This window comes from Streptomyces sp. NPDC050610, assembly GCF_040654875.1.
In the GTDB taxonomy this organism is placed as follows: domain Bacteria; phylum Actinomycetota; class Actinomycetes; order Streptomycetales; family Streptomycetaceae; genus Streptomyces.
This window is the reverse complement of the sequence record NZ_JBFAIV010000013.1, coordinates 117582-140030: the sequence shown is the minus strand read 5'-3', so window position 1 is coordinate 140030 and position 22449 is coordinate 117582. Positions and strand designations below refer to the sequence as shown.

Genomic DNA, 22449 nt, shown 5'->3' with positions numbered 1-22449 from the left:
CGTCGGCCGCCCGCACCGGCCCGCCGGGCGACCCGGCCGACGGGCACTCACCTCAGGCCCGCCGGGCAACCCGGCCAGGCACTCACCTCAGGCCCGCCGGGCGACCCGGCCGACGGACGCTCACCCCGGGGGCCGCCCCGCCGGGCGACCCGGGCGGCCGACGCTCACACCCGTTCCGAAGCCGGTGACGACAGCGCCCCGCCGCCGCCCGGCGGCTCCTCGGGGCCGCCCGGCAGCAGCCGCGCCAGCCACTCCGAGCGGCCGGCGGCCAGCGGGCCGAGTACGGCCAGGACGAGCACGTACCCCGCGATGAAGGGGGACAGCTGCGGGTTGAGCCCCGCCCCGGCGGCCATCGTGGCGAGGATCAGCGCGAACTCGCCGCGCGCCAGCAGGGTCGTGGAGATGTTCGCGGCGGGCTGCGGGCCGAAGCCGTAGAGGCGGGCGGCCACGAGCCCCGCGGCGACGTTCATCACCAGCGTCACCGCGACCGCGATCAGCACCGGCACGAGCACGCCCGGCAGGTCGCCCGGGTCGATCGAGAGCCCGAACGCGAAGAAGAAGATCGCCCCGAACGCGTCGCGCAGCGGGTGCACCAGCGTCCGGATGCGGTCGCCCGAGCTCGTACTGCCGAGCATCAGACCCACCATGAACGCGCCGATGGCGTCCGCGACCCCGAACCACTCGGAGACGCCCGCGACGAACACGGCGACGCCCAGGAACGAGATGACGAGCAGTTCGTCGTCCTTGGTGTGTATCAGCTTGCCGATGAGCCGGGTGCCCCAGCGGGCCGCGACCGCGAGCAGCAGCAGGAAGCCGAACGCCTTGCCCGCGTCCCCCGCCGCCGAGGCCAGGCTGTCCGCGCCCGACAGGATCGGCTGGAGGGCGGCGAGGTACAGGGCCAGGAAGATGTCCTCGACCACGATGATGCCGAGGATCGGCTTGGTCTCGCCGTTGCCGATCCGGCCGAGGTCGACGAGGACCTTGGTGACGATCGCGGACGAGGAGATGCCGAGCACACCGGCGAGTACGAGCGCCTCGGAGGTGCCCCAGCCGGTCGCGAAGCCGAAGACCAGGCCCGCGCCGACGTTCAGCGCCAGATACGCGCCGCCCGCCAGGGCCATCTTGCGGCCGCCGGTCTTGAGGTCGTCCAGGTGGAATTCGAGCCCGAGGTAGAAGAGCAGCAGGACCAGGCCGAGCGCGGAGAGCATCTCCAGGTCGTGCGGGTCGGCGACGAGCACGATGCCGGGCGTGTGTGGGCCGAGGAGAATCCCGGCGAGGATGAAGAGGGGGATGGTCGGCAGGCCGATGCGGCCGCCGACGCGGGCGAGGACGGCTGCCGCCAGAAAGGCGCCGCCCATGGCGATGAGGGTGTCTGCGTGTCCGATGGCTCCTCCAGAGTTCGGCCGGACAGATGGATCATTCGGTCAAGGGGGAGTCAAGAAAAGGTGAGTAGTTAGTTTACCAAACGACTTTGGGGTGGTTACGCCCAACGCTCTTGGTGGTGCTGTCCCCACCCCCGTTCCACCGGCCGACGCCATGGCTCCGACCTGCGTCGGGACCGTAGGTTCTAGACGTTGACCACAGTTCGGGAACCACGGGACGAGAGGCGGGGCCATGGGGCTGCGCGGCAAGCGACAGAGTGACGACGGCGCCGGTGCCGACGGGTCGGCGGCACCGGCGGCGGATGTCACCGCGAACACCGGCGACTGGGCCGTCGAACTGCGCGGCGTCTCCCGCCGCTACGGCCGCGGGGCATCCGCCGTCCACGCCCTGCGCTCCCTCGACCTCGCCCTCCCGCGCGGCAGCTTCACCGCCGTGATGGGGCCCTCCGGCTCGGGCAAGTCCACCTTCCTCCAGTGCGCGGCCGGGCTCGACCGCCCGTCCGAGGGTTCCGTACGGCTCGGCGGCACCGAGATCACCGACATGAACGAGAACAAGCTGACCGAGCTGCGCCGCAGCCGCCTCGGCTTCGTCTTCCAGTCGTTCAACCTGCTCCCGTCGCTGACCGTCGAGCAGAACGTAGTCCTCCCGATGCGGCTCGCGGGGGAGCGCGCCGACCGACGGCGCGCCGCGGAGGTGCTCTCCCAGGTGGGGCTCGGCGACAAGGGCGGCCGCCGCCCCGGCGAGCTCTCCGGCGGCCAGCAGCAGCGCGTCGCCATCGCACGCGCCCTGATCACCCGCCCGGACGTCGTCTTCGCGGACGAGCCCACCGGAGCGCTCGACACGGGCACCGCGGCCGAGGTGCTCGGCCTGCTCCGGCACGCCGTCGACGGCCTCGGCGCCACCGTCGTCATGGTCACCCACGACCCCGTCGCCGCCGCCTGGTCCGACCGCGTCCTCTTCCTCGCCGACGGCTCCATCGCCGACAGCTTCCACCGTGCCTCCGCCGAGCGGATCGCCGGGCGGATGGTCTCGCTCACCGCCCGGTCGGGCCCCTTCGAGGGCGCGGCGGCATGATCCTCCGCCACGCCGCCGGGGCCCGCCCCCGCCGGCCGTCCGCCCAGCAGGGCCACGGCTTCCCGTACGCCGACGCGGCCCGGCCGCTCGTCCGGCGGGAAGAGACCCCCAGCACCGGGAACGCCGCCGCGCCCCGGCCGCTCGTTCAGCGGGGAGAGACCCGATGACCTCGGCCAAGGCCCCTAAGGCCCCCAAGACCAAGGCCCCCAAGGCCCCCAAGACCAGGGCCCCCAAAGCCAACGCCCCCAAGAAGGCGGCCTCCAACGGGCTGGCCCGCGCGGCCATCCGCTTCAAACCCGCGTCCTTCGTGGGGACCTTCGTCGCCCTCCTGATGGCCGCGATGATCGTCTCGGCCTGCGGCATCCTCCTGGAGACCGGCCTACGCGCCTCCGTGCCGCCCGAGCGGTACGCCGGCACCCCCGTCGTGGCCGCCGCCGACCAGGAGGCGCACTACGTGACCGGGCACGGCGAGGACCGCGAGAAGGAGTCCGAGCCGCTCCCGGACACGGCCCGCCTCGACGCCTCGCTCACCCACAAGATCGCGCAGGCCCCCGGCGTCTCGGCGGCGATCGCGGACGTCACCTACCCCGCGCACCTCAAGGCCGCCGAGAGCACCGCCCCCGTAACCGCCCACGGCTGGGGCTCTGCCGCCTTCACCGGCGCCGGACTCGCCACGGGCAGCGCCCCGCGCACCGGCCAGGTCGTCCTCGACGAGGCCACCGCCCGCGCCGCGCACGCCGGGACCGGCGACCGCGTCACCCTCAACACCCCCGGCGGCGCCCGCGACTTCACCGTCGCCGGTACGGCCCGTACGGCCGCGCCCACCGCCTGGCTCACCGACACCCAGGCCATCCGGTTCTCCGGTCACCCCGGCAAGATCGACGCGGTCGCCGTGCTGCCCACGGCCGGCACCTCCGCCGACCGGCTCGCGCACTCCGTCGAGCAGGCCGCCGGCAAGGCGGCCCAGGTGCACACCGGCGACGGCCGCGGCGCCGTGGAACAGCCCGCGCTCGCCGGGGCCAAGGAGGTCCTGATCGGGCTCGGCGGCTCGTTCGGCGGCATCGCGGCCATGGTCGCGATCTTCACCGCCGCCGGGACCGTCGCCCTCTCCGTGGGCCAGCGCGCCCGCGAGTTCGCGCTGCTGCGCGCCATCGGGGCCACCCCGCGCCAGGTCCGCCGCTCCATCGCCGCCGAGGCGCTGCTCGTCGCGCCCCTCGCCGGAGCGATCGGCTGCCTGCCCGGCATCGCCCTGGCGCGCTGGTGGTTCGGCCAGTTGAAGGAGAAGGGCGCGGTCCCGGACGCCGTGCACCTCGCCGTCTCCGGCATCCCGCTCGCCGCCGCCGTCGGCGTGGGCCTGCTCACCGCGCTCTGCGCCGGAGCCGCCGCCGCTCGCCGCCCGGCCCGCCTCAAGCCCGGCCAGGCCCTCGGCGAGGCCGCCGTGGAACGCTCCCGCCCCGGCGCCGTCCGTACGGCCATCGGCGTCGCGGCCCTCGTCGGCGGCGTCGTCCTCGCGATCCTCGCGGCCACCCTGACCGGCGACGACGCGGCCAACACCGCCTCCGGCGTCGTCATGCTCTTCATGCTCGGCGTCGCCCTGCTCGGCCCGCTCGTGGCCCGCCTCTGCGCCTCCCTCATCGGCCTGCCGATGCGCGCCGGACCCGCCGCCGCGCACCTCGCCTCCGCCAACTCCCGCGCCAACTCGCGCCGGCTGGCCTCCGCGATCACCCCGATCGTGCTGGCCATGGCCTTCGCCTCGACGCTGGTGTTCATGCACACCAGTGAGGACCACGCCCGCGAGGCGCAGCAGCGCGCCGGCATCACCGCCGACCACGTGATCTCCGCGCCCGGCGGCCTGCCGGCCGGTACGGCGGCCAAGGCCGCGGCGGCCCCCGGCGTCCAGGCGGCCGTCGGTCTGCTCCGTACGAGCGTGCTCTACACGTCCTCCGGGACCGGCGGGCTGCTGACCGCCTCCACGCAGGGCGTCAGCGGCACCGGCGCCGACCTGCGCGCCGTCCAGGACCTCGACGTCCGCGGCGGCAGCCTCGACGCCCTGGCCCCGGGCAAGGCCGCGATCGACGCGAACCTCGCCTCCAGCGCGGACGTGAAGATCGGCGACCGGATCTCCCTGGTCCTGCCGGACGGCACGAAGGCCCGCCCGGAGGTCGTCGCGACCTACGGCCGGGGGCTCGGCGTCGCCCAGGTCACCATGGCCCGTACGGCCCTCGCGCCGCACGTCACCGCCGGGTTCGACAGCGATGTCCTGGTGCGGGACGCGCGCGGCGCGGACGCGCGGCAGGTGGCGGAGAAGCTCGCGCCGCTCGGCGCGGTCACCGATCGCGCCGGGTACGCGGCGGCGCAGGACAAGAATCGGGCGGTCTCCGCCTGGGCGAACACCCTGATGGCCGCGGTGCTCGGCGGATTCGCCGCCGTCGCAGCCGTCAACACCCTGGTGATGACCGTCTTCGACCGCCGCCGCGAACTCGGCACACTGCGGCTGATCGGCTCCACCCGGCGGCAGGTGCTCGGCATGGTCCGCTGGGAGGCGCTGCTGGTGGCCTTCGCCGGAATCGCGCTCGGCACGGCGATCGCGCTCGCGACGCTCGTACCGATGATGCACGGCCTCACCGGCGCGGGCCCCTATATACCGCCGCTCCTCTACGGGAGCTTCGCGGGAGCGGCCGTGGTGCTGGGCCTCGCGGCGACTTCGCTGCCCGCCCGCGCGGTGCTGCGCAGGCGCTGAGCAGGCGGTACGAGCGTCCGGATCAGGAGTCGGCGCGGGTACGGGCCCGTGCCGACTCCGCCGCGTCCTTCCTGAAGGCCCAGGCCATCTTCGGCTCCATCGCGAAGCGGAACACCTTGCGGACCGGGGGCGAGCACAGCAGCGTGATCATCGTGATCGCGAGGGCCGTCACCACGATCTCGCCCAGCGGAGTGCGCACCCACGGGTGCTCGTCGTACCAGCCCCACCAGCGCGACAGCTTGATCACGAAGCCGTGCAGCAGATACCCGTACAGGGTCCCCGCGCCGAGCGCCGTGAACCAGGTCCGCCGCCGCGGTACCAGGGCGAGGAAGGCGACCGTGAGCACCATGGCGCAGCCGAAGAGGGCCAGCTCCATGGCGGGCGCCGTCCACATGGGGACGCCCAGGTCCTGTACGGCCGAATTGTGGTAGAACCACGCGCTGTTCATCCGGGGCGCGGCCCAGTAGGCGAAGGCGACCGCGCAGAGCGCCACCGGCACGGCTGCCAGCCGCACCGCCCTGCGCCGGACCAACTGGAAGTGCTCCGGCTTGAGGTGCAGCCCTATCACGAAGAACGGCAGGAACTGGAGCACCCGCTTCATGTCGAAGTCGCTGCCGACGTGCGGGGACATGGCGGCGAGCACCGCGATCACCAGCGAGAGCGGCACCGGCCAGCGGACGAGCTTCCAGATGGGCGTGGTGAGCCGCCAGATGAAGAGCGCGGCCAGGAACCAGTTCAGATACCAGGGGTTGGTGAGGCTGATGTCCTCCGGCGGGGAGTCGTCCGCCCAGTGCTGGAAGAGCGTGTACGCGACCTCGAAGATCACATACGGCACGGCCACGCCGGTGATGAGCCGCTTGAGCTTGGCCGGGCTGAAGTCGAAACTCCGGGAGAAATAGCCGGAGATGAGGATGAAGGCCGGCATATGGAAGGCGTAGACGGTCATATAGAGCGCCATGGCCGCGCGGCCGCCGTGCGTGAGGGGCTCCCACGCGTGGCCCATGGCGACGAGGACTATCGCCAGGTACTTCGCGTTGTCGAAGAAGGGGTCGCGCTGCCCGGCCTTGGGGGCCGCGGGCGGCGCGGGGGAGTTCTGCCTTTCGGGCGTCGAGTCCACTGTGCGTACGGGAGGCATGGCCGCGTGGAACATCTGAGGCACCCTAGTGGCGAAACCTCTAATGCGTAAAACTTTGTCCAGGGATATTCACCGGGTATTCATCAATTCCCCGCACGGCGGCTCGATCTCGCCCGTTCCGGCCCCTTTGGGCCGGGCCGTCCTCCCCAAAAGGGGCAAAAGATCAGGTTGTTCGGTATCAGGAATATCCCGCTGTGTTCGAGAACGTCATAGTTCGCGGAGCGAAATGATCAGGCCGATCTGAGTCAATGCGCCAGGTCGGCCGAATCCCGTCCCATGGATGAGTGCCCGTACGGCCCATGGGTTCGCGCCATCCGGAACCGCGACACGCGGATGGCCGACCTTCCGTCACCCGGCTCCAACAGCGGGCAAGTTGGTGGCACCATGGTTGCCGCGGGGGCTGTGCGGGGCAGTATGTCTCCCGGGCCGGCGTGACGGATTCCGACCGAGGGTGTGATCAGTTGTGGCCATTTCGCTATCTGTGGTGCTTCTGTTGGCAATCGTCCTGGTAGTGCTCATGCGTGGGGGCTCCCTCAAGGCCGGGCCGGCGATCGTCGCGATGCTCTTCGGCTTCTTCCTCGCCTCCACGGGCATGGCCCCGTCGATACAGAGGTTCCTCAACTCCATCGCCGAGACGGTCAACGGGATCAAGTTCTGACCAGCCGCCGCGCCGCCCTCACGGCTGCCGGGAGAGCACATCCCGTACGGTCTCCGCGTCCCGTGCCACGGCCGCGCTGCCGTCGTCGGCGGTGATGATCGGCCGCTGGATCAGCTTCGGGTGCGCGGCCAGCGCCTCGATCCACCGATCCCGCTGAGCTTCCTCGCGCGGCCACGCGGCGAGCCCCAGCTCCTTGGCGGCCGCCTCCTGCGTGCGCGTGATGTCCCACGGCTCCAGCCCGAGCCGCCCCAGCACCTCCCGCAGCTCCGCCGCGCTCGGCGGGTCCTCCAGATAACGGCGCACGGTGTAATCCGCGCCTTCCTCGTCGAGCAGCCGCACCGCCGAACGGCACTTCGAGCACGCGGGATTGAGCCAGATCTCCATACACGCACCCTAATGAGCCGCGCCGCGGGTCCCGGCAATTCACGCCACCGGCACGCCCCGGCCGAAGCGCACCGCCCGACACTGTCCTGGTTGCCCGAAAACCCGTCCGCAAACCTCTGGAACCCGTTCGCAAACCCCTGGAACCCGTCCGCGAACGACTCCGGCCCGGTCCGGCGAACGAATTCGCCGGACCGGGCCGGGCACCGAATGGAGCGGGCGACGGGAATCGAACCCGCGTAGCCAGTTTGGAAGACTGGGGCTCTACCATTGAGCTACGCCCGCGAGCGCCGTCGAACCCTCCGGAGAGGCCGGTCGTGAAGGACCGTGCGGCACGCAGTGCATCGTAGCGGGTCCGGGGCCCGGCGCGCACACACCCCCGCGCATGGGGTGATCCACCGCGGCCCCCGCGCGAATAAGCGGCGTCCGGCACCCCCCGCGGGCATGTACCCTACGTGTCGCACCGACGGGGTGTGGCGCAGCTTGGTAGCGCGTCCGCTTTGGGAGCGGAAGGTCGTCGGTTCGAATCCGGCCACCCCGACCAGCAAGATCACATTATGGGCGTCCAGGCGCTTGCGGTTACTATGCAAGCTGCGCGTCCGTGTGTCTCTGTCCCGGGCGCGATCAGCTGAACCCAGCAGTATCGCTGAACCTCAGCAGAACCCCAGAAGTCAGCCCCAAGGAGACCGAACCGTGAAGAGCGCCGTGGAGACCCTGAACCCGACTCGGGTTCGGCTCACTGTCGAGGTGCCCTTCGAGGAGCTCAAGGACAGCCTCGACGCGGCGTACAAGAAGATCAACCAGCAGGTCACGGTGAAGGGCTTCCGTCAGGGCAAGATCCCGGCCCGCGTCATCGACCAGCGGTTCGGCCGTGGTGCGGTGCTGGAGGAGGCCGTCAACGACGCCCTCCCGAAGTTCTACACCGAGGCGGTCAACGAGGGTGAGCTCAACCCCCTCGGCCAGCCGGAGGTCGACATCACCGAGCTGAAGGACGGCGAGCTGCTGGCCTTCACCGCCGAGGTGGACATCCGCCCGGCCATCGAGATCCCGGACTACTCCGGCATCGAGGTCACCGTCGACGCCGTGGAGGTGTCGGAGGAGGACATCGACCAGTCGGTCGAGCAGCTCCGCGAGCGCTTCGCCACGACTGCCCCGGTCGAGCGCGCCGCCGCCGAGGGCGACATCGTCGTCGTCGACCTGGAGGCCAAGGTCGACGGCGAGGTGCTGGAGGACGGCGTCGCGCAGGGCGTCGACTACACCATCGGCTCCGGCCAGCTGCTGGACGGTATCGACGAGGCCGTCACCGGCCTTGAGGCCGGCGGCTCCGCGACCTTCGCCTCCGAGCTCAAGGGCGGCAGCGCCGAGGGCAAGGAGGCCGAGGTCAAGGTCGACGTCACCGCCGTCAAGTCCCGCGAACTGCCGGAGCTCGACGACGACTTCGCCCAGCTGGCGAGCGAGTTCGACACGCTGGAGGAGCTGCGCGCGGACAGCCGCAAGCGCCTTGAGCAGATGAAGAAGTACGACCAGGCCACCCAGGCCCAGGAGAAGGTCCTCGACGAGCTGCTCGCGCTCGCCGAGGTGCCGGTCCCGGAGAAGCTGCTCGCGGACGAGATCGAGACCCGCAAGCACAACCTGGTGAACCACCAGCTCGGCCAGATGGGCCTCGACCTCGCCAAGTACCTGGAGATCCAGGGCAAGACCGAGGAAGAGTTCGACGCCGAGACCAAGGAGCAGGCCGAGAAGGGCATCAAGACCCAGTTCATCCTGGACGAGCTCGTCAACAAGGAGAAGCTGTCGGTCGGCCAGGAGGAGCTCACCGAGCACCTCATGCGCCGTGCGCAGTCCTCCGGCATGAGCCCCGACCAGTTCGCCCAGGCCGTCGTCGAGGGCGGCCAGGTGCCGATGCTCGTCGGCGAGGTCGCCCGCGGCAAGGCCCTCGCGGTCGTCGTCGAGGCCGCCACGGTCAAGGACAGCAACGGCGAGGCCGTGGACCTGGACGACGAGGATGAGACGGCCGAGACCGTCGAGGGTGCCGCGGCCTCCTCCGACGAGGCCGCGGAGACCGACGCCCCGGCCGAGGCCAAGTCCGAGGGCTGAGCCCCGCTGGCCCCACAGCTCGTACGTACGGGTCTGGACGTGTTCGCGCGTTCGGGCCCGTACGTATAGGAGCGGTGTCCTGAGGGCCCTGGAACCTGCGCTCAGAGCGAACAGTTCCTGATGCGGGATGGCCGCCGCCGACCAGCGCGTTAGGGTCCGTAGATACGCGGGCAGGGGAGTCCACGGAAGCGCGGCGCGGAGCATCGAGTGGCCGGCCCGACCCCCGCCCGAGAAGAAGACGCTGAGACGGCACGCGGCCGTCGAACAACGAGCAGGTGGATACGTGACGAATCTGATGCCTTCCGCCGCCGCCGGCGAGCCGAGCTTCGGTGGCCTCGGCGACCAGGTCTACAACCGACTGCTCGGGGAACGGATCATCTTCCTCGGCCAGCCGGTCGACGACGACATCGCCAACAAGATCACGGCGCAGCTGCTCCTCCTTGCCGCGGACCCGGACAAGGACATCTTCCTCTACATCAACAGCCCGGGCGGCTCGATCTCGGCCGGCATGGCGATCTACGACACCATGCAGTACATCAAGAACGACGTGGTCACCATCGCCATGGGACTCGCCGCCTCGATGGGCCAGTTCCTGCTGAGCGCCGGCACCCCGGGCAAGCGGTTCGCGCTGCCCAACGCCGAGATCCTGATCCACCAGCCCTCCGCGGGGCTCGCGGGTTCCGCCTCGGACATCAAGATCCACGCCGAGCGGCTGCTGCACACCAAGAAGCGGATGGCGGAGCTCACCGCCCTCCACACCGGCCAGACCGTCGAGCAGATCACGCGCGACTCCGACCGTGACCGCTGGTTCTCCGCCGAGGACGCCAAGGAGTACGGCCTGATCGACGGCGTCTACCAGGCCGCGGCGAACATTCCGGGCGGGGGCGGCACCGGGGCCTGAGCACCCGGACGCCTCACAGCCGACCTCCAGCCCACCGAACGCCACCAGGATGGTGAACACGCAGATGAACAGCAACCCCGGCAGCGGCCTGTACACCGGCCCCGCGGCGGAGTCCCGCTATATCGTTCCGCGCTTCGTGGAACGCACCTCGCAGGGCGTGCGCGAGTACGACCCGTACGCGAAGCTCTTCGAGGAGCGGGTGATCTTCCTCGGCGTCCAGATCGACGACGCCTCGGCCAACGACGTCATGGCGCAGCTGCTGTGCCTGGAGTCGATGGACCCGGACCGCGACATCTCGATCTACATCAACTCGCCCGGCGGCTCGTTCACCGCGCTGACCGCCATCTACGACACGATGCAGTTCGTGAAGCCGGACATCCAGACGGTCTGCATGGGCCAGGCGGCGTCCGCCGCGGCCGTCCTGCTGGCCGCGGGCACGCCGGGCAAGCGGATGGCGCTGCCCAACGCCCGTATCCTGATCCACCAGCCGTACAGCGAGACCGGCCGCGGTCAGGTCTCCGACCTGGAGATCGCGGCCAACGAGATCCTGCGGATGCGTTCGCAGCTCGAAGATCTGCTGGCCAAGCACTCGACCACGCCGATCGAGAAGATCCGCGACGACATCGAGCGCGACAAGATCCTCACGGCCGAGGAGTCGCTCGCGTACGGTCTGGTCGACCAGATCGTCGCGACCCGGAAGAGTTCCGTTTCCGTTTGATCGCTGTGCCGCTGGTATCCCCCTTGGACCGAGTCGGTCCAAGGGGGGCCCGCACGGGGGGCCCGGCAAGGTACCGTCGATAGGCAAGCACCCGGGTCCGCAGAACAGGGCGGATCCCAGGCGAAGGGGAAGCACCTCGTGGCACGCATTGGTGACGGCGGCGACCTGCTCAAGTGCTCGTTCTGCGGAAAGAGCCAGAAGCAGGTGAAGAAGCTCATCGCGGGTCCTGGTGTGTACATCTGCGACGAGTGCATCGACCTCTGCAACGAGATCATCGAGGAAGAGCTCGCTGAGACCTCCGAGGTGCGGTGGGAGGAGCTCCCCAAGCCGCGCGAGATCTACGAGTTCCTCGAAGGTTACGTCGTCGGCCAGGAGCCGGCGAAGAAGGCACTGTCAGTCGCGGTCTACAACCACTACAAGCGGGTTCAGGCGGGCGAGAACGCGGGCAACCGGGACGACGGCATCGAGCTGTCCAAGTCCAACATCCTGCTGCTCGGCCCGACCGGCTCCGGCAAGACCCTGCTCGCACAGACCCTGGCCCGGATGCTCAACGTCCCGTTCGCGATCGCCGACGCGACCGCGCTCACGGAGGCCGGCTATGTCGGCGAGGACGTCGAGAACATCCTGCTCAAGCTGATCCAGGCCGCTGACTACGACGTCAAGAAGGCCGAGACCGGCATCATCTACATCGACGAGATCGACAAGGTCGCCCGCAAGAGCGAGAACCCGTCGATCACCCGCGATGTCTCCGGCGAGGGCGTCCAGCAGGCCCTGCTGAAGATCCTGGAGGGCACCACCGCCTCGGTTCCGCCTCAGGGCGGCCGCAAGCACCCGCACCAGGAATTCATCCAGATCGACACCACGAACGTGCTCTTCATCGTGGGCGGCGCGTTCGCCGGTCTGGAGAAGATCATCGAGTCGCGGGCGGGCGCCAAGGGCATCGGCTTCGGCGCCACCATCCGCTCGAAGCGCGAGATCGAGGCCAGCGACCAGTTCCAGGAGGTCATGCCGGAGGACCTGGTGAAGTTCGGGATGATCCCCGAGTTCATCGGCCGGCTGCCCGTCATCACCTCCGTGCACAACCTCGACCGCGAGGCGCTGCTCCAGATTCTCGTCGAGCCGCGTAACGCCCTCATTAAGCAGTATCAACGGCTGTTTGAACTCGACGGTGTGGAGCTGGAGTTCGACCGCCCCGCGCTGGAGGCCATCGCCGACCAGGCGATCCTGCGCGGCACCGGCGCGCGCGGCCTGCGCGCCATCATGGAGGAGGTCCTCCAGTCGGTGATGTACGAGGTGCCGTCCCGCAAGGACGTGGCCCGCGTCGTCATCACCGAAGAGGTCGTGCACTCCAACGTGAACCCCACGCTGGTGCCCCGCGAGCCGCGCATCATCGGCAAGGACGAGCGGCACGAGAAGAGCGCGTAGCACCGCCTTCCAGCACAGCCGAAAGGGGCGCCCGGTCCGGAATGGACCGGGCGCCCCTTCGCTGTTGACGGCCCGTCAGGCGGGCTTGCGGGCGTCCTTGTAGATGTTCGCCGTGGTCTTCGCGAACGCCTTGATGTCCACGGAGTCCTCAGTGACGTTCTTGGCGTCGACCGCCAGGACGATGGCCGCGTTCGACTTCTCGGCCCAGGCACAGGCCGGTGCGTACGCCCGGTTCTGAATCTTGACGACCTCGCATTCGATGGTCGGGCCGTCCGAGCCGTTCGGCGTGAACTTCTGCCGTTCCTGCACCACGGTCGCGCTCAACACGCCGCCCTCGAAGCCCTTGAACATCCCGTCCTTGACCTTCTCGGGGGCGCCGATGCTGCCGTACGCGCCGGAGAACGACAGTACCGCCGTGGGGCTGTCGGCGCGCTTGTAGCTGCCGAGGACGGAGGTGGCGCCCTTGGGCATGTTGTCCTGGACGCTCTTGCCCTGCGACTTGAGCGCCTCGGTGTCGGCGTTCAGCTCGTACGCGCCGCCGTCCAGCGTCTGCGGCGTGACGAGCTTCATCGCCTGACCGCCGTCGCTGCCACTGCCGCCCAGCAGGAAGACCGCGGCCGCGCCGCCGCCGATGACCACCACGGCGCCGATCGCGACCATGGCGATCAGCTTGTTCTTGTTGCGCGCCGGAGGGGGCGGCGGGAACGGCGGCTGACCGTACGGCTGCTGACCGCCGTACGGGGGCTGCTGGCCGTACGGCTGCTGTCCGTATTGCGGCTGTCCGTACGGGCCGGGCTGCTGCGGCGGCTGACCGTACGGGCCTTGCTGCGGCGGCTGCTGACCGTACGGGCCCGGCTGCTGCGGCGGGGGCGGCGGCGTCGGTCCGTCCTGCGGCGGGTAGCCGTAACCCGGCTGCGGCGGCTGCTGTGCGTAGGGGTTGGGCTGCTGAGGGGGCTGCTGGCCGCCTCCGTACGGATTGGGCTGCCCACCCCCGTACGGACCGGGCTGCTGCGGCGGTGGCTGGTTGGAGCTCATCTGATTCCCCCTCAGGGCTGGTGTCGGCTGTTAGCTGATCTCGGCGCGAGCGTCCGTGCGGAACTTTGCGGCGAGTTCGGCGACGTCTTCGAGCGGCTTGCCGCCGCTCAGGCCGCTCACCTGGTCGGCGAGGATGACCTCGCCGATCGTGCTGGAGTCCGCCCAGACGCAGATCGGGAGCGTCACCGTCTTCGTGCTCGCGGCCTTGCTGAGCCTGTACGCCTGGCACTTCAGGACAGCACCGTCGGCGCCGCCCGGAGTGAACTTCTCCGGACTTCCCTGCGGTGTGAACTTCACCGAGGTGGAACCCTTCGTGTTCTTCTCCTCCATGGCGAAGGTGAAGTCGACGGCGGCCTCCGGGTCGCTGATCTTCCCGTACTGGCCGTTGAACGTCACCTTGTTCGTGCTGCCGCGCTGATACTCGGCGGCCACCGGATGGCTCTCGGTGATCCCCGGTATCCGGTTCTTCTGCGCCTCGCGCTGCGCCGGCGACATGTCGCTCTCGTCCTTGCCGAGGCCCTGGCGCTCATAGCCGGCGATCGTCCCCGGCGTCGTCAGCTTGTACTGCTTGCCGCTGTCCGAGCCGAGCCCCTTGGAGTCGGAGTCGGAGTCGGAATCGGAGCTCGGGCCGGCGCTGGAGCTGCTGCCCTTGTCGCCGCCCTTGCCCTTCGCCTCGCTGCCGCTCTTGTCGTCGTCACCGCCGTTGAGCAGGACGATGCCGCCGACGATGGCCGCCACCACGACGACCGCGCCGACGGCCAGGGCTATCGCCTTCCCCTTGTTCCTGCCGCCGCCCGGAGGCTGCTGGTACGGGCCCGGCATGCTCGGCTGGCCGTACGGGGGCTGCGGGGGCTGACCGTACGGGTTCGGCTGCTGCGGCTGGCCGTACGGCGGGGGCGGGGGCTGCTGTCCGTACGCGGGCGCCTGCTGCGGCGGGGGCGGCGGAGTCGCGCCGCCCTGCGGCGGGTAGCCGTAGCCGGGCTGCTGCGCGTAGGGGTTCGGCTGCTGAGGAGGCTGCTGGCCGCCTCCGTACGGATTGGGCTGCCCTCCCCCGTACGGACCGGGCTGCTGCGGCGGCGGCTGGTTGAAGCTCATCTGATTCCCCGTGTGGTTGACGCAGGTGGTTATTTGATCTCGGTGCGGGTGTCGGCGCGGATATGCGCGCTGATCTCGCCGACGTTGTCGAAAGGCTCCTTGGCGCTGAGCGAGGGGGCCGTGAGCAGGTGGACCAGGACGCCCACAGTGCTGTGGTCGGCCCAGACGCAGTTGGGCATGCTCGTGCCCTTGCGTCCTGCCGCTACGTCCTTGTCCGACGTGTACTTGACGTACTGGCACTTCAGGACGGCGTCGTCGTCGAGACCGGCGGGGGAGACACGCGTCGGGATGCCTTCCATCTCCTCCTTCAGGCTCTCGGCCGACGCGACGCTCTTGTCCGCGGAGGACGCCATCTGGGCGAAGTACCGGTCCACCGTCTTCTCGGGGTCTGCCACGTCCCCGTAGACGCCGGTGAACTTGACCCACGTGGTACCGATGCCCTTGCCCCCCTTGTAGTCGGCGCCGATGCTCTGCGGGTTCGACACGCCCAGCTTCTCGAAGGCCGACAGGAAGGCGCCCTTGTGGGCGGTCTCGCTGCCCGACTTCTTCTTGAGGCCGTCGGCCACGGTCTCCGGCGTCGTCAGCCGGTACCGCTTGCCCTCGTACTTCTTCATGCTGTCCGCCGTGGCGCCCGCCGTGCTCGCCGAGTCCTCGGCCTCGCCGTCGCCGCTGCTCAGCAGGACGATGCCGCCGACGATCGCCGCGACCACGACGACCGCGCCGGCGGCCAGAGCGATCGTCCGGCCCTTCCCGCCGCTGTCGGCAGGCTGCTGCTCGGGGCCCGACTGGTCGGACGGTCTCGGCTGGGTCTGGCTCATCGTCGTTCTCGCTTCGTGCACGTGACAGATGAGGCTCATCCTCCCCGACGGCTTACACGGCCTTTACCGCGGGGCAGTAACTGGTTCGTAACGGCGGACCCGCGACCCGTAGAATTGGCCCGTGACCGACAACACTCAGCAGCGCCCCGACAGCGGGCCGAACAGCACCCCTGAACTGCCGACCCAGTACGCGCCGGCCGAGGTAGAGGGGAAGCTGTACGAGCGCTGGGTAGAACGCGGTTACTTCGAGGCGGAGGCCAAGAGCGACAAGCCGCCGTACACGGTCGTCATTCCGCCGCCCAACGTCACCGGCTCCCTGCACCTGGGCCACGCCTTCGAGCACACGCTGATCGACGCCCTCACCCGCCGCAAGCGCATGCAGGGTTACGAGACGCTGTGGCAGCCCGGCATGGACCACGCAGGCATCGCCACGCAGAACGTCGTGGAGCGCGAGCTCGCCAAGGAGGGCAAGTCCCGCCACGACCTCGGGCGCGAGGCGTTCGTCGAGCGCGTCTGGCAGTGGAAGAACGAGTCCGGCGGCCAGATCTCCGGCCAGATGAAGCGGCTCGGCGACGGCGTCGCCTGGTCGCGCGAGCGCTTCACGATGGACGACGGCCTCTCCATGGCCGTCCAGACCATCTTCAAGCGGCTCTACGACGACGAGCTGATCTACCGCGCCGAGCGCATCATCAACTGGTGCCCGCGCTGTCTGACCGCGATCTCCGACATCGAGGTTGAGTACCAGGACGACGACGGCGAGCTGGTCTCCATCCGCTACGGCGAGGGCGAGAACGCCATCGTGGTCGCGACGACCCGCGCCGAGACGATGCTCGGCGACACCGCCGTCGCCGTCCACCCCGACGACGACCGCTACCGCCACCTGGTGGGCACCGAGATCGAGCTGCCGCTCACCGGCCGCCGCATCCCGATCGTCGCCGACGAGCACGTCGACCCGGAGTTCGGCACGGGCGCCGTCAAGGTCACCCCGGCCCACGACCCCAACGACTTCGAGATCGGCCGCCGCCACGACCTGCCGAACCTCGCCGTCCTCGACGAGCGCGGCGTGATCACCGCCCCGGGCCCGTTCGAGGGCCTGGACCGCTTCGAGGCCCGCAGCGCCATCGTCGGCGCGCTACGCGCCGAGGGCCGGATCGTCGCCGAGAAGCGCCCGTACACGCACTCGGTCGGCCACTGCTCGCGCTGCAAGACGACCATCGAGCCGCGGCTGTCCATGCAGTGGTGGGTCAAGGTCGGCCCGCTCGCGGAGGCCGCGAGCACGTCCGTCCGCGACGGCGAGGTGAAGATCCACCCGCAGGAGATGGAGTCCCGCTACTTCGGCTGGGTCGACAACCTCCACGACTGGTGCATCTCCCGGCAGCTCTGGTGGGGCCACCGCATCCCCGTCTGGTACGGGCCGAACGGCGAGATGGTCTGCGTCGGCCCCGGCGAGGAGCCGCCGTCCGGCGAGGGCTGGCACCAGGAGACGGACGTCCTGGACACCTGGTTCTCCTCCGGGCTGTGGCCGTTCTCCACCCTCGGCTGGCCCGAGAAGACCGAGAGCGTCGAGAAGTTCTATCCGAACTCGGTCCTGGTCACCGGCTACGACATCCTGTTCTTCTGGGTCGTGCGGATGATGATGTTCGGGCTGTACGCGATGGACGGCACCCCGCCGTTCCGCACCATCGTGCTGCACGGCATGGTTCGCGACGAGCGCGGCAAGAAGATGTCGAAGTCCTTCGGCAACGCTGTGAACCCGCTGGACTGGATGGACGAGTACGGCTCCGACGCCGTCCGCTTCACGCTGGCCCGCGGCGCCAACCCCGGCACGGACGTGCCGATCGGCGAGGACTGGGTCCAGGGGTCCCGGAACTTCGCCAACAAGATCTGGAACGCCACGCGCTTCGCGTTGATGAACGGCGCGACCGTCGAGGGCGACCTGCCGCCCGCCGAGCAGCTGTCGGCGCCGGACCGGTGGATCCTCTCCCGGCTGGGCACCGTCGTCGCCGAGGTGGACGCCTACTACGACGACTACCAGTTCGCGAAGCTCTCGGACTCCCTCTTCCACTTCGCGTGGGACGAGGTCTTCGACTGGTACGTCGAGATGTCCAAGACCACCTTCCAGGCGGGCGGCCCGGCGGCCGACGCCTCGCGGCGCGTCCTGGGCGAGGTGCTGGACGTCACGCTGCGGCTGCTGCACCCGATCGTCCCGTTCGTCACCGAGTCGCTGTGGACCGCGCTGACCGGGCGCGAGTCCGTCGTCGTCGCCGACTGGCCCGCCGACTCCGGCTTCCGGGACCCGGCGGCCGAGCGGGAGATCGAGCTCGTCCAGCAGGTCGTCACGGAGGTCCGCCGGTTCCGCGCCGACCAGGGCCTCCAGCCGGGGCAGAAGGTCCCGGCCCAGCTGGAGCTGGCGGGGACGGCGCTGGTCGCGCACGAGGCGGCGATGCGTTCGCTGCTGCGCCTCCAGCCCGCGGGGGAGGGATTCGCGGCCACCGCCTCGCTGCCGGTCGCGGGCGCGAGCGTGGCCCTGGACCTGTCCGGCACGATCGACGTCGAGGCGGAGCGCAAGCGGCTGACGAAGGACCTCGCGGCGGCGGAGAAGGAGAAGGCGCAGGCCACGGGGAAGCTCGGCAACGAGGCGTTCCTGGCCAAGGCGCCCGACCAGGTCGTCGAGAAGATCCGTACGCGGCTGGCCAAGGCGGACGCGGACATCGAGCGGATCGCGGCGCAGCTGGCGGGGCTGCCTAAGTCCTGACCGGGCGTCGAGCCCCCTTCCGAGCCCCCTGCGGGGCTTCGGGAGGGGGCTTCGGTCTGCGGTTCCGCGGTCCCTGCCGGGAGCTTTCGCCCCGGCCGGGCCGGGCCCGCCAGGGGCGATACGTCCGGCTTCCGGCCGGGCCGGTTTCCCGGCTCCCGTCGGGGCCGCTGGGGCACGTCCGGGCCTCCGGCGGGCGAGTCGGCCCCCGAACCCCGGAGCTCAGCCGGACCCGTCGCTCCGGGGATGTTCCGGAGTGAGCCCCGCCTTCCACGCCGCCTCCGCGGGCCCCTCGTCCCTTCTGTGGGCGAGGGGCCCGCGGCGTCCCGGTCGCTGCCGTTGCCGCTCGCGTACCGGCCACAGCAGGACGTACGTGGTGGACGCGGCCACGAACGCGAGCCGTATCAGGCCCTTGGTGGAGTCGTCGTGCACCACGAAGACGCTGCCGTACAGGGTGATCAGGGCGAGCCAGCTCCACCACGGGACCAGGCGGCGCTGGCCGACCACGTCCCACAGCAGGGTGCCGAGCAGCACGGACGCCGTGTAGTAGGTGTAGACGCTGGGGTCCAGGACGATACGGGCGTTGGCGCCCAGCAGCACGACCGCCGCCCAGCGGCCGCGCCAGACGGCTATGCAGCCCAGTACGAGTCCCAGCGCGGCCTGTGCGGGGCGGTCCCAGCCGGGGGTCTCCGGGTCGCCCACGCCGAGCCAGCGCAGGGCGGACGCCGGGTGGTTGGGGATGGCGAACTTCGCGGCGGCGAAGGAGTGCGGGTCGACGAGGAAGAACGGCAGCCAGGCCACGGCGACCAGGCCGGCGCACCACATGCCCGCCTTCAGCCACTGGCCCTTCGGGAGGGCCAGGAGCAGCGGCATGAACGCCAGGGCGGTCGGTTTCGAGTCCATGGCCAGGGCGAGGAAGATGCCGGTGGTCATCGCGTTGCCGCGGGTGATGGACCGTACGGCCAGTGCCGTGAAGAACAGCGCGAGCACGTCGTCGAGGTGGCCGAAGCGGACCGAGACCTCGATCCACATGGGGATGAAGGCCAGCCCCGCGATGAGGACGCGCTGGCGCAGCCGCTGGTGGTTGGTGCCGGTGCCGAGGAAGTAGGTGGCGGCGCTGCGCCCGGCGAGGACCACGATCACCAGGCCGAGCACCGACATGACCAGCGCGGCGAGGAACTGTCCGGTGTGCTCGGAGAACGGGTTGAAAATCCCGGCCACCAGGAAGCTGATGGGGCCCATCTGGAGTTCGGGGTGGTGCGCGTACAGGTTCAGCCCGCCGTCGCCGCCGCCGGACGCGCCCTGGTAGATCAGCTCTCCGCCGGCCCGCAGATAGTGCCAGGAGAAGCCGCCGTTCGGCTCCACCACGGCGAACCACAGGGCGGCCCATCCGGTGAGCAGCATCAAGTGCATCCGCTGACTGATTGCCGGCACGCTCAACTCCCGTATCCCCGCCGGCGGCTTCTCCCGGCGCAAAGCCCGCCGTAGAAGATGCCACAGCAGGCTCATAGGTTGCCCGGCGGGCAGGCGCCCCCGGCTCTCGGCGGGGGCACGGGATCGGTCGGGGCGCGGTCGCTCAGCTCTCCACGGCCACCGGGCCGCCCGTCAGCGTCCGCTCCGCGTTGCGGCGGGTCTTCGCCCAGCCGTTGCGGCCCCGCAGCATACGGACGAAGGCCCGCGCGGACGCCGGGAAGAGATGGTACGCGTACAGCCACAGGGCCAGCCCCCACAGCAGGGAGACCAGCAGGGAGCGGCCGGGCGCGCGGTCCCGGCGGTAGACCGGGCCCCACAGGACGAACGGCAGCACGGAGGCCGCGGTCAGGGCGATCAGCAGGGGCCAGAGCGCGAGGACGCGGCCCAGGACCGTGCCCGCGCCCTTGTCGGCGGCGGCGAGGCCGAGGAAGGCGAGCATGACGCCGGTGAGGACGAGCGTGGCCAGGTGCGCGACGGGCTGGAAGAAGGTGTAGAGCGTCTCCAGCACGCCCCGGCCGCTGTAGTGCCGGGAGGAGACGATGCGCGGCGCGTAACGCACGCACTGGAGGTTGCCCTGGGCCCAGCGGGTGCGCTGGGTGAGGTGGCGGCGGGCGAGCGGCAGGCCCTCCTGGGAGACCCAGGTCTCGGCGATGTGCGTGACGCGGTAGCCGCCCAGGATCATGTGCAGGCCCAGTTCGTAGTCCTCCAGGAGCGCGCCCTGCTGCCACGGGCGGCGTTCCGCCTGGGCGATCCGGTCGAGGGCGGTGAGCCGGGTGAACTGGCCGTTGCCGCCGAGGCCGACGGAGCCGGTGCGGGTGCGCAGCAGCTGCATCCCCGCGTTGGAGACGGAGAACTCCATGTCCTGCATGCGGACCAGCAGCCGGGCGGCGGCGTTGCGGGCCCGGCCGCGGCCGGGCATGGGGGTGCGCTCCTCGACGTTCCGCATCCGGACGCTGACCTGCACGCCGCCGATCTCGGGGTCGCCGAGGCCGGACGGGCCGCTGACGCGGGTGAGGGCGCGCGGGTCGAGCTGGCCGTCGGCGTCGACGACGCACACCACGATCCGGTCGCGGGCGGTTTCGCCGGAGTCGCCGAGGTGGCGGTTCAGCGCGTCGTACGCGGCGTTGAGGGCCGCGCCCTTGCCCTTGCGGGCGTCGGGGCGCCGGCGCCGTACGAGGTGCACGTGGCCGTCCTCGGCGGCGAGGTCCTCGACGATCGCGCCGGTGCGGTCGTCGCTGTCGTCGTCGATGACCCATACGTGCGCCCGCGGGAAGTCGGCGCGGAGCCGGGCGACGGTGGTGCCGACGACGGGTTCCTCGTCCCGGCACGGTACGAAGAAGTGCCAGTCGAAGGCGGTGGCGTCACCGCTCTCGGCGGCGGGCCGGCGCAGATAGGAGTAGCGCGCGCCCGCCCAGTAGAGGAGGAAGCACAGCAGCAGGAAGAAGGGGAAGCAGAGCAGCAGGGCGTGGGTGGTCGGCACGGAGGCTCCGGGGTCAGGCCGCGGTGGCGAGCGGGGCGAGGGCGGGGGCTGCGTTCTCAGCGGTCTCGGCGATTCCGGCGAGCAGCGCGGTGATCCGCTCGGAGGCGCGGCCGTCGCCGAACGGGCTGGGGAGCGCGGCCAGCCGGCGCAGCCCGTACGGGCCCTCGGCGAGGCGGCGGCGGGCGAGGACGCCGAGGCGCGGGCCGGGCTCGACGAGGTCGGCGAAGTCGGCCATGGCCTCGGGGCGCTCGGTGGAGCGGCGCACCACGATCAGCGGGCGGCCGAGGACGGTGCACTCCTCCTGGATGCCGCCGGAGTCGGAGACGAGCAGCGCGGCGTGCCGGGCGAGGGCCAGGAACTCGCCGTAGCCGAGGGGGCGGCACACGGTCAGCCCGGCGAGGAGGTCCTCCAGCCCGGCGGCCTCGATGCGGGCGCGGGTGCGGGGGTGCAGCGGCAGGACGACGGGGGTCCGCTCGGCGAGGCCGGCCAGTTCGGTGAGGATGGCGCGCAGGGCGGCGGGGGAGTCGGTGTTCTCGGGGCGGTGGACGGTCGCGAGGACATAGCCGTCGGCGGTCAGGCCGTGGCGTACGAGCAGGTCGGCGCGGTCGGCGTCCGCCGGGAGCTGCCCGTGGACGGCCTCGACGACGGTGTTGCCGGTGACGGCGATCCGGTGGTCGGCGACGCCCTCGGCGAGCAGGTTGCGGCGGTTGTCGGCGGTGGCCGCGCACAGCACGTCGGCGAGGCGGTCGATGACGACGCGGTTGTGCTCCTCGGGCATGTTCCGGTCGTGGCTGCGCAGCCCTGCCTCGACGTGCAGGAGCGGGATGCCGTGGGCGTTGGCGGCGAGGGCTCCGGAGAGGGCGGCGTTGGTGTCGCCCTGGACGACGACGGCGAGCGGCGGCTGCTCGGTGAAGAGCTCGTCGAGCTGGGCCAGCGCGGCGGACAGCTGCACGGCGCGGGAGCGGCCGCCGATGCCGGTCAGGAAGGTCGGCTCGGGCAGGCCCAGCTCGGTGAGGAAGCGGCCGGAGAGCTCCTCGTCGTAGTGCTGGCCGGTGTGCACGAGGTGTGCGGCGGGGCCGAGGAGGCGGACGAGGTCGGTGAGCTTCACGAGTTCGGGGCGGGTGCCGAGGACGACGGCGACGGAGCGCGGCGGAAGGGCGACGGACACGGGGACTCCAGGAGCTGGCAGGCGGCTACAGCACGTGAGTGTGCGAGCCGTCGGTTGCCCGTCCGGGTGGTGTTCCGTTGCCCTTTGGTTGCTGTTGTCCGAAAAGAGAAAATAGG

General features: G+C 70.9%; 18 protein-coding genes and 2 tRNA genes. 10 read left to right on the top strand and 10 right to left on the bottom strand.

The window, feature by feature from the left end:
* Positions 1-164: 164 nt before the first annotated feature.
* Positions 165-1358 carry a cation:proton antiporter gene (locus tag AB0I22_RS18310; protein WP_363131814.1) on the bottom strand — a complete coding sequence of 398 codons (1194 nt, stop codon included), beginning with the start codon at positions 1356-1358 and terminating at the stop codon, positions 165-167.
* 256 nt (positions 1359-1614) lie between these two features.
* Between AB0I22_RS18310 and AB0I22_RS18305 the strand changes: the two genes are divergently transcribed.
* The 3 genes from AB0I22_RS18305 to AB0I22_RS18295 are packed head-to-tail and all read left to right on the top strand — an operon-like array spanning position 1615 to position 5197.
* Positions 1615-2457 carry an ABC transporter ATP-binding protein gene (locus tag AB0I22_RS18305; protein ID WP_363131813.1) on the top strand — a complete coding sequence of 281 codons (843 nt, stop codon included), beginning with the start codon at positions 1615-1617 and terminating at the stop codon, positions 2455-2457.
* A complete protein-coding gene (locus AB0I22_RS18300; protein WP_363131812.1) occupies positions 2454-2624 on the top strand; it encodes a hypothetical protein in 171 nt (56 codons plus the stop codon). The genes AB0I22_RS18305 and AB0I22_RS18300 overlap by 4 nt, the downstream gene beginning before the upstream one ends.
* Positions 2621-5197 (top strand): FtsX-like permease family protein, encoded by a 2577-nt coding sequence (locus AB0I22_RS18295; protein ID WP_363131811.1) that lies wholly within the window; start codon positions 2621-2623, stop codon positions 5195-5197. Before AB0I22_RS18300 ends, AB0I22_RS18295 begins: the two co-directional genes overlap by 4 nt.
* Before the next feature lie 22 nt (positions 5198-5219).
* Here AB0I22_RS18295 and AB0I22_RS18290 read toward each other — a convergent pair whose 3' ends face one another.
* Entirely contained in the window at positions 5220-6347 is a 1128-nt protein-coding gene (locus AB0I22_RS18290) for an acyltransferase family protein (protein WP_363131810.1), read from the bottom strand.
* A gap of 448 nt (positions 6348-6795) precedes the next feature.
* Between AB0I22_RS18290 and AB0I22_RS18285 the strand changes: the two genes are divergently transcribed.
* Positions 6796-6990, top strand: coding sequence for a hypothetical protein (locus AB0I22_RS18285; protein WP_030890073.1), 195 nt, complete (start codon positions 6796-6798; stop codon positions 6988-6990).
* Positions 6991-7008: 18 nt separating this feature from the next.
* On the opposite strand, the gene AB0I22_RS18280 is transcribed toward AB0I22_RS18285, so the two are convergent.
* Together AB0I22_RS18280 and AB0I22_RS18275 are read right to left on the bottom strand one after the other, a co-directional pair.
* The gene (locus tag AB0I22_RS18280) at positions 7009-7374 is read right to left on the bottom strand and encodes an arsenate reductase family protein (RefSeq protein ID WP_363131809.1); all 366 of its coding nucleotides are present in this window, start codon (positions 7372-7374) and stop codon (positions 7009-7011) included.
* 208 nt (positions 7375-7582) lie between these two features.
* Positions 7583-7656, bottom strand: a tRNA-Gly gene (locus tag AB0I22_RS18275).
* A gap of 182 nt (positions 7657-7838) precedes the next feature.
* On the opposite strand from AB0I22_RS18275, the gene AB0I22_RS18270 reads away from it, so the two are divergent.
* The 5 genes from AB0I22_RS18270 (at position 7839) to clpX (ending at position 12512) form a co-directional block, all read left to right on the top strand.
* Positions 7839-7915, top strand: a tRNA-Pro gene (locus tag AB0I22_RS18270).
* Positions 7916-8064: 149 nt separating this feature from the next.
* Positions 8065-9468 (top strand): trigger factor, encoded by a 1404-nt coding sequence (gene tig / locus AB0I22_RS18265; RefSeq protein ID WP_363131808.1) that lies wholly within the window; start codon positions 8065-8067, stop codon positions 9466-9468.
* 283 nt (positions 9469-9751) lie between these two features.
* Positions 9752-10369, top strand: a complete 618-nt coding sequence (locus tag AB0I22_RS18260) for an ATP-dependent Clp protease proteolytic subunit (RefSeq protein ID WP_363131807.1) — start codon at positions 9752-9754, stop codon at positions 10367-10369.
* A gap of 52 nt (positions 10370-10421) precedes the next feature.
* Entirely contained in the window at positions 10422-11087 is a 666-nt protein-coding gene (locus AB0I22_RS18255) for an ATP-dependent Clp protease proteolytic subunit (protein ID WP_363131879.1), read from the top strand.
* Positions 11088-11225: 138 nt separating this feature from the next.
* Positions 11226-12512, top strand: a complete 1287-nt coding sequence (gene clpX, locus AB0I22_RS18250; protein ID WP_363131806.1) for an ATP-dependent Clp protease ATP-binding subunit ClpX — start codon at positions 11226-11228, stop codon at positions 12510-12512.
* Positions 12513-12587: 75 nt separating this feature from the next.
* On the opposite strand, the gene AB0I22_RS18245 is transcribed toward clpX, so the two are convergent.
* From AB0I22_RS18245 to AB0I22_RS18235, 3 genes are read right to left on the bottom strand one after another with little or no spacing between them, the layout of a single operon-like run.
* The gene (locus tag AB0I22_RS18245; protein ID WP_363131805.1) at positions 12588-13547 is read right to left on the bottom strand and encodes a hypothetical protein; all 960 of its coding nucleotides are present in this window, start codon (positions 13545-13547) and stop codon (positions 12588-12590) included.
* 30 nt (positions 13548-13577) lie between these two features.
* Positions 13578-14642, bottom strand: a complete 1065-nt coding sequence (locus AB0I22_RS18240; RefSeq protein WP_363131804.1) for a hypothetical protein — start codon at positions 14640-14642, stop codon at positions 13578-13580.
* Positions 14643-14671: 29 nt separating this feature from the next.
* On the bottom strand, positions 14672-15460 hold the full coding sequence (locus AB0I22_RS18235) for a hypothetical protein (protein WP_363131803.1): 789 nt from the start codon (positions 15458-15460) through the stop codon (positions 14672-14674).
* A 121-nt stretch (positions 15461-15581) separates the two neighbouring features.
* On the opposite strand from AB0I22_RS18235, the gene AB0I22_RS18230 reads away from it, so the two are divergent.
* Positions 15582-18215 (top strand): valine--tRNA ligase, encoded by a 2634-nt coding sequence (locus AB0I22_RS18230; RefSeq protein ID WP_363131802.1) that lies wholly within the window; start codon positions 15582-15584, stop codon positions 18213-18215.
* A gap of 219 nt (positions 18216-18434) precedes the next feature.
* Here AB0I22_RS18230 and AB0I22_RS18225 read toward each other — a convergent pair whose 3' ends face one another.
* The 3 genes from AB0I22_RS18225 to wecB all read right to left on the bottom strand — a co-directional run bounded on the left by AB0I22_RS18225 (position 18435) and on the right by wecB (position 22333).
* Positions 18435-19625 (bottom strand): hypothetical protein, encoded by a 1191-nt coding sequence (locus AB0I22_RS18225; RefSeq protein ID WP_363131878.1) that lies wholly within the window; start codon positions 19623-19625, stop codon positions 18435-18437.
* Between the two features lie 163 nt (positions 19626-19788).
* Positions 19789-21165 carry a glycosyltransferase gene (locus AB0I22_RS18220; protein ID WP_363131801.1) on the bottom strand — a complete coding sequence of 459 codons (1377 nt, stop codon included), beginning with the start codon at positions 21163-21165 and terminating at the stop codon, positions 19789-19791.
* Positions 21166-21178: 13 nt separating this feature from the next.
* Positions 21179-22333 carry a UDP-N-acetylglucosamine 2-epimerase (non-hydrolyzing) gene (gene wecB, locus AB0I22_RS18215; RefSeq protein WP_363131800.1) on the bottom strand — a complete coding sequence of 385 codons (1155 nt, stop codon included), beginning with the start codon at positions 22331-22333 and terminating at the stop codon, positions 21179-21181.
* Between the last annotated feature and the right edge of the window lie 116 nt (positions 22334-22449).

Bases quoted from the DNA above. Each gene is read 5' to 3' on its own strand.
- AB0I22_RS18280 (WP_363131809.1), bottom strand. From the start codon at position 7,374: ATGGAGATCTGGCTCAATCCCGCGTGCTCGAAGTGCCGTTCGGCGGTG.
- AB0I22_RS18240 (WP_363131804.1), bottom strand. From the start codon at position 14,642: ATGAGCTTCAACCAGCCGCCGCCGCAGCAGCCCGGTCCGTACGGGGGA.
- AB0I22_RS18235 (WP_363131803.1), bottom strand. From the start codon at position 15,460: ATGAGCCAGACCCAGCCGAGACCGTCCGACCAGTCGGGCCCCGAGCAG.
- AB0I22_RS18225 (WP_363131878.1), bottom strand. From the start codon at position 19,625: ATGCACTTGATGCTGCTCACCGGATGGGCCGCCCTGTGGTTCGCCGTG.
- AB0I22_RS18290 (WP_363131810.1), bottom strand. From the start codon at position 6,347: ATGTTCCACGCGGCCATGCCTCCCGTACGCACAGTGGACTCGACGCCC.
- AB0I22_RS18310 (WP_363131814.1), bottom strand. From the start codon at position 1,358: ATGGGCGGCGCCTTTCTGGCGGCAGCCGTCCTCGCCCGCGTCGGCGGC.
- AB0I22_RS18245 (WP_363131805.1), bottom strand. From the start codon at position 13,547: ATGAGCTCCAACCAGCCACCGCCGCAGCAGCCCGGTCCGTACGGGGGT.
- AB0I22_RS18295 (WP_363131811.1), top strand. From the start codon at position 2,621: ATGACCTCGGCCAAGGCCCCTAAGGCCCCCAAGACCAAGGCCCCCAAG.
- AB0I22_RS18305 (WP_363131813.1), top strand. From the start codon at position 1,615: ATGGGGCTGCGCGGCAAGCGACAGAGTGACGACGGCGCCGGTGCCGAC.
- AB0I22_RS18300 (WP_363131812.1), top strand. From the start codon at position 2,454: ATGATCCTCCGCCACGCCGCCGGGGCCCGCCCCCGCCGGCCGTCCGCC.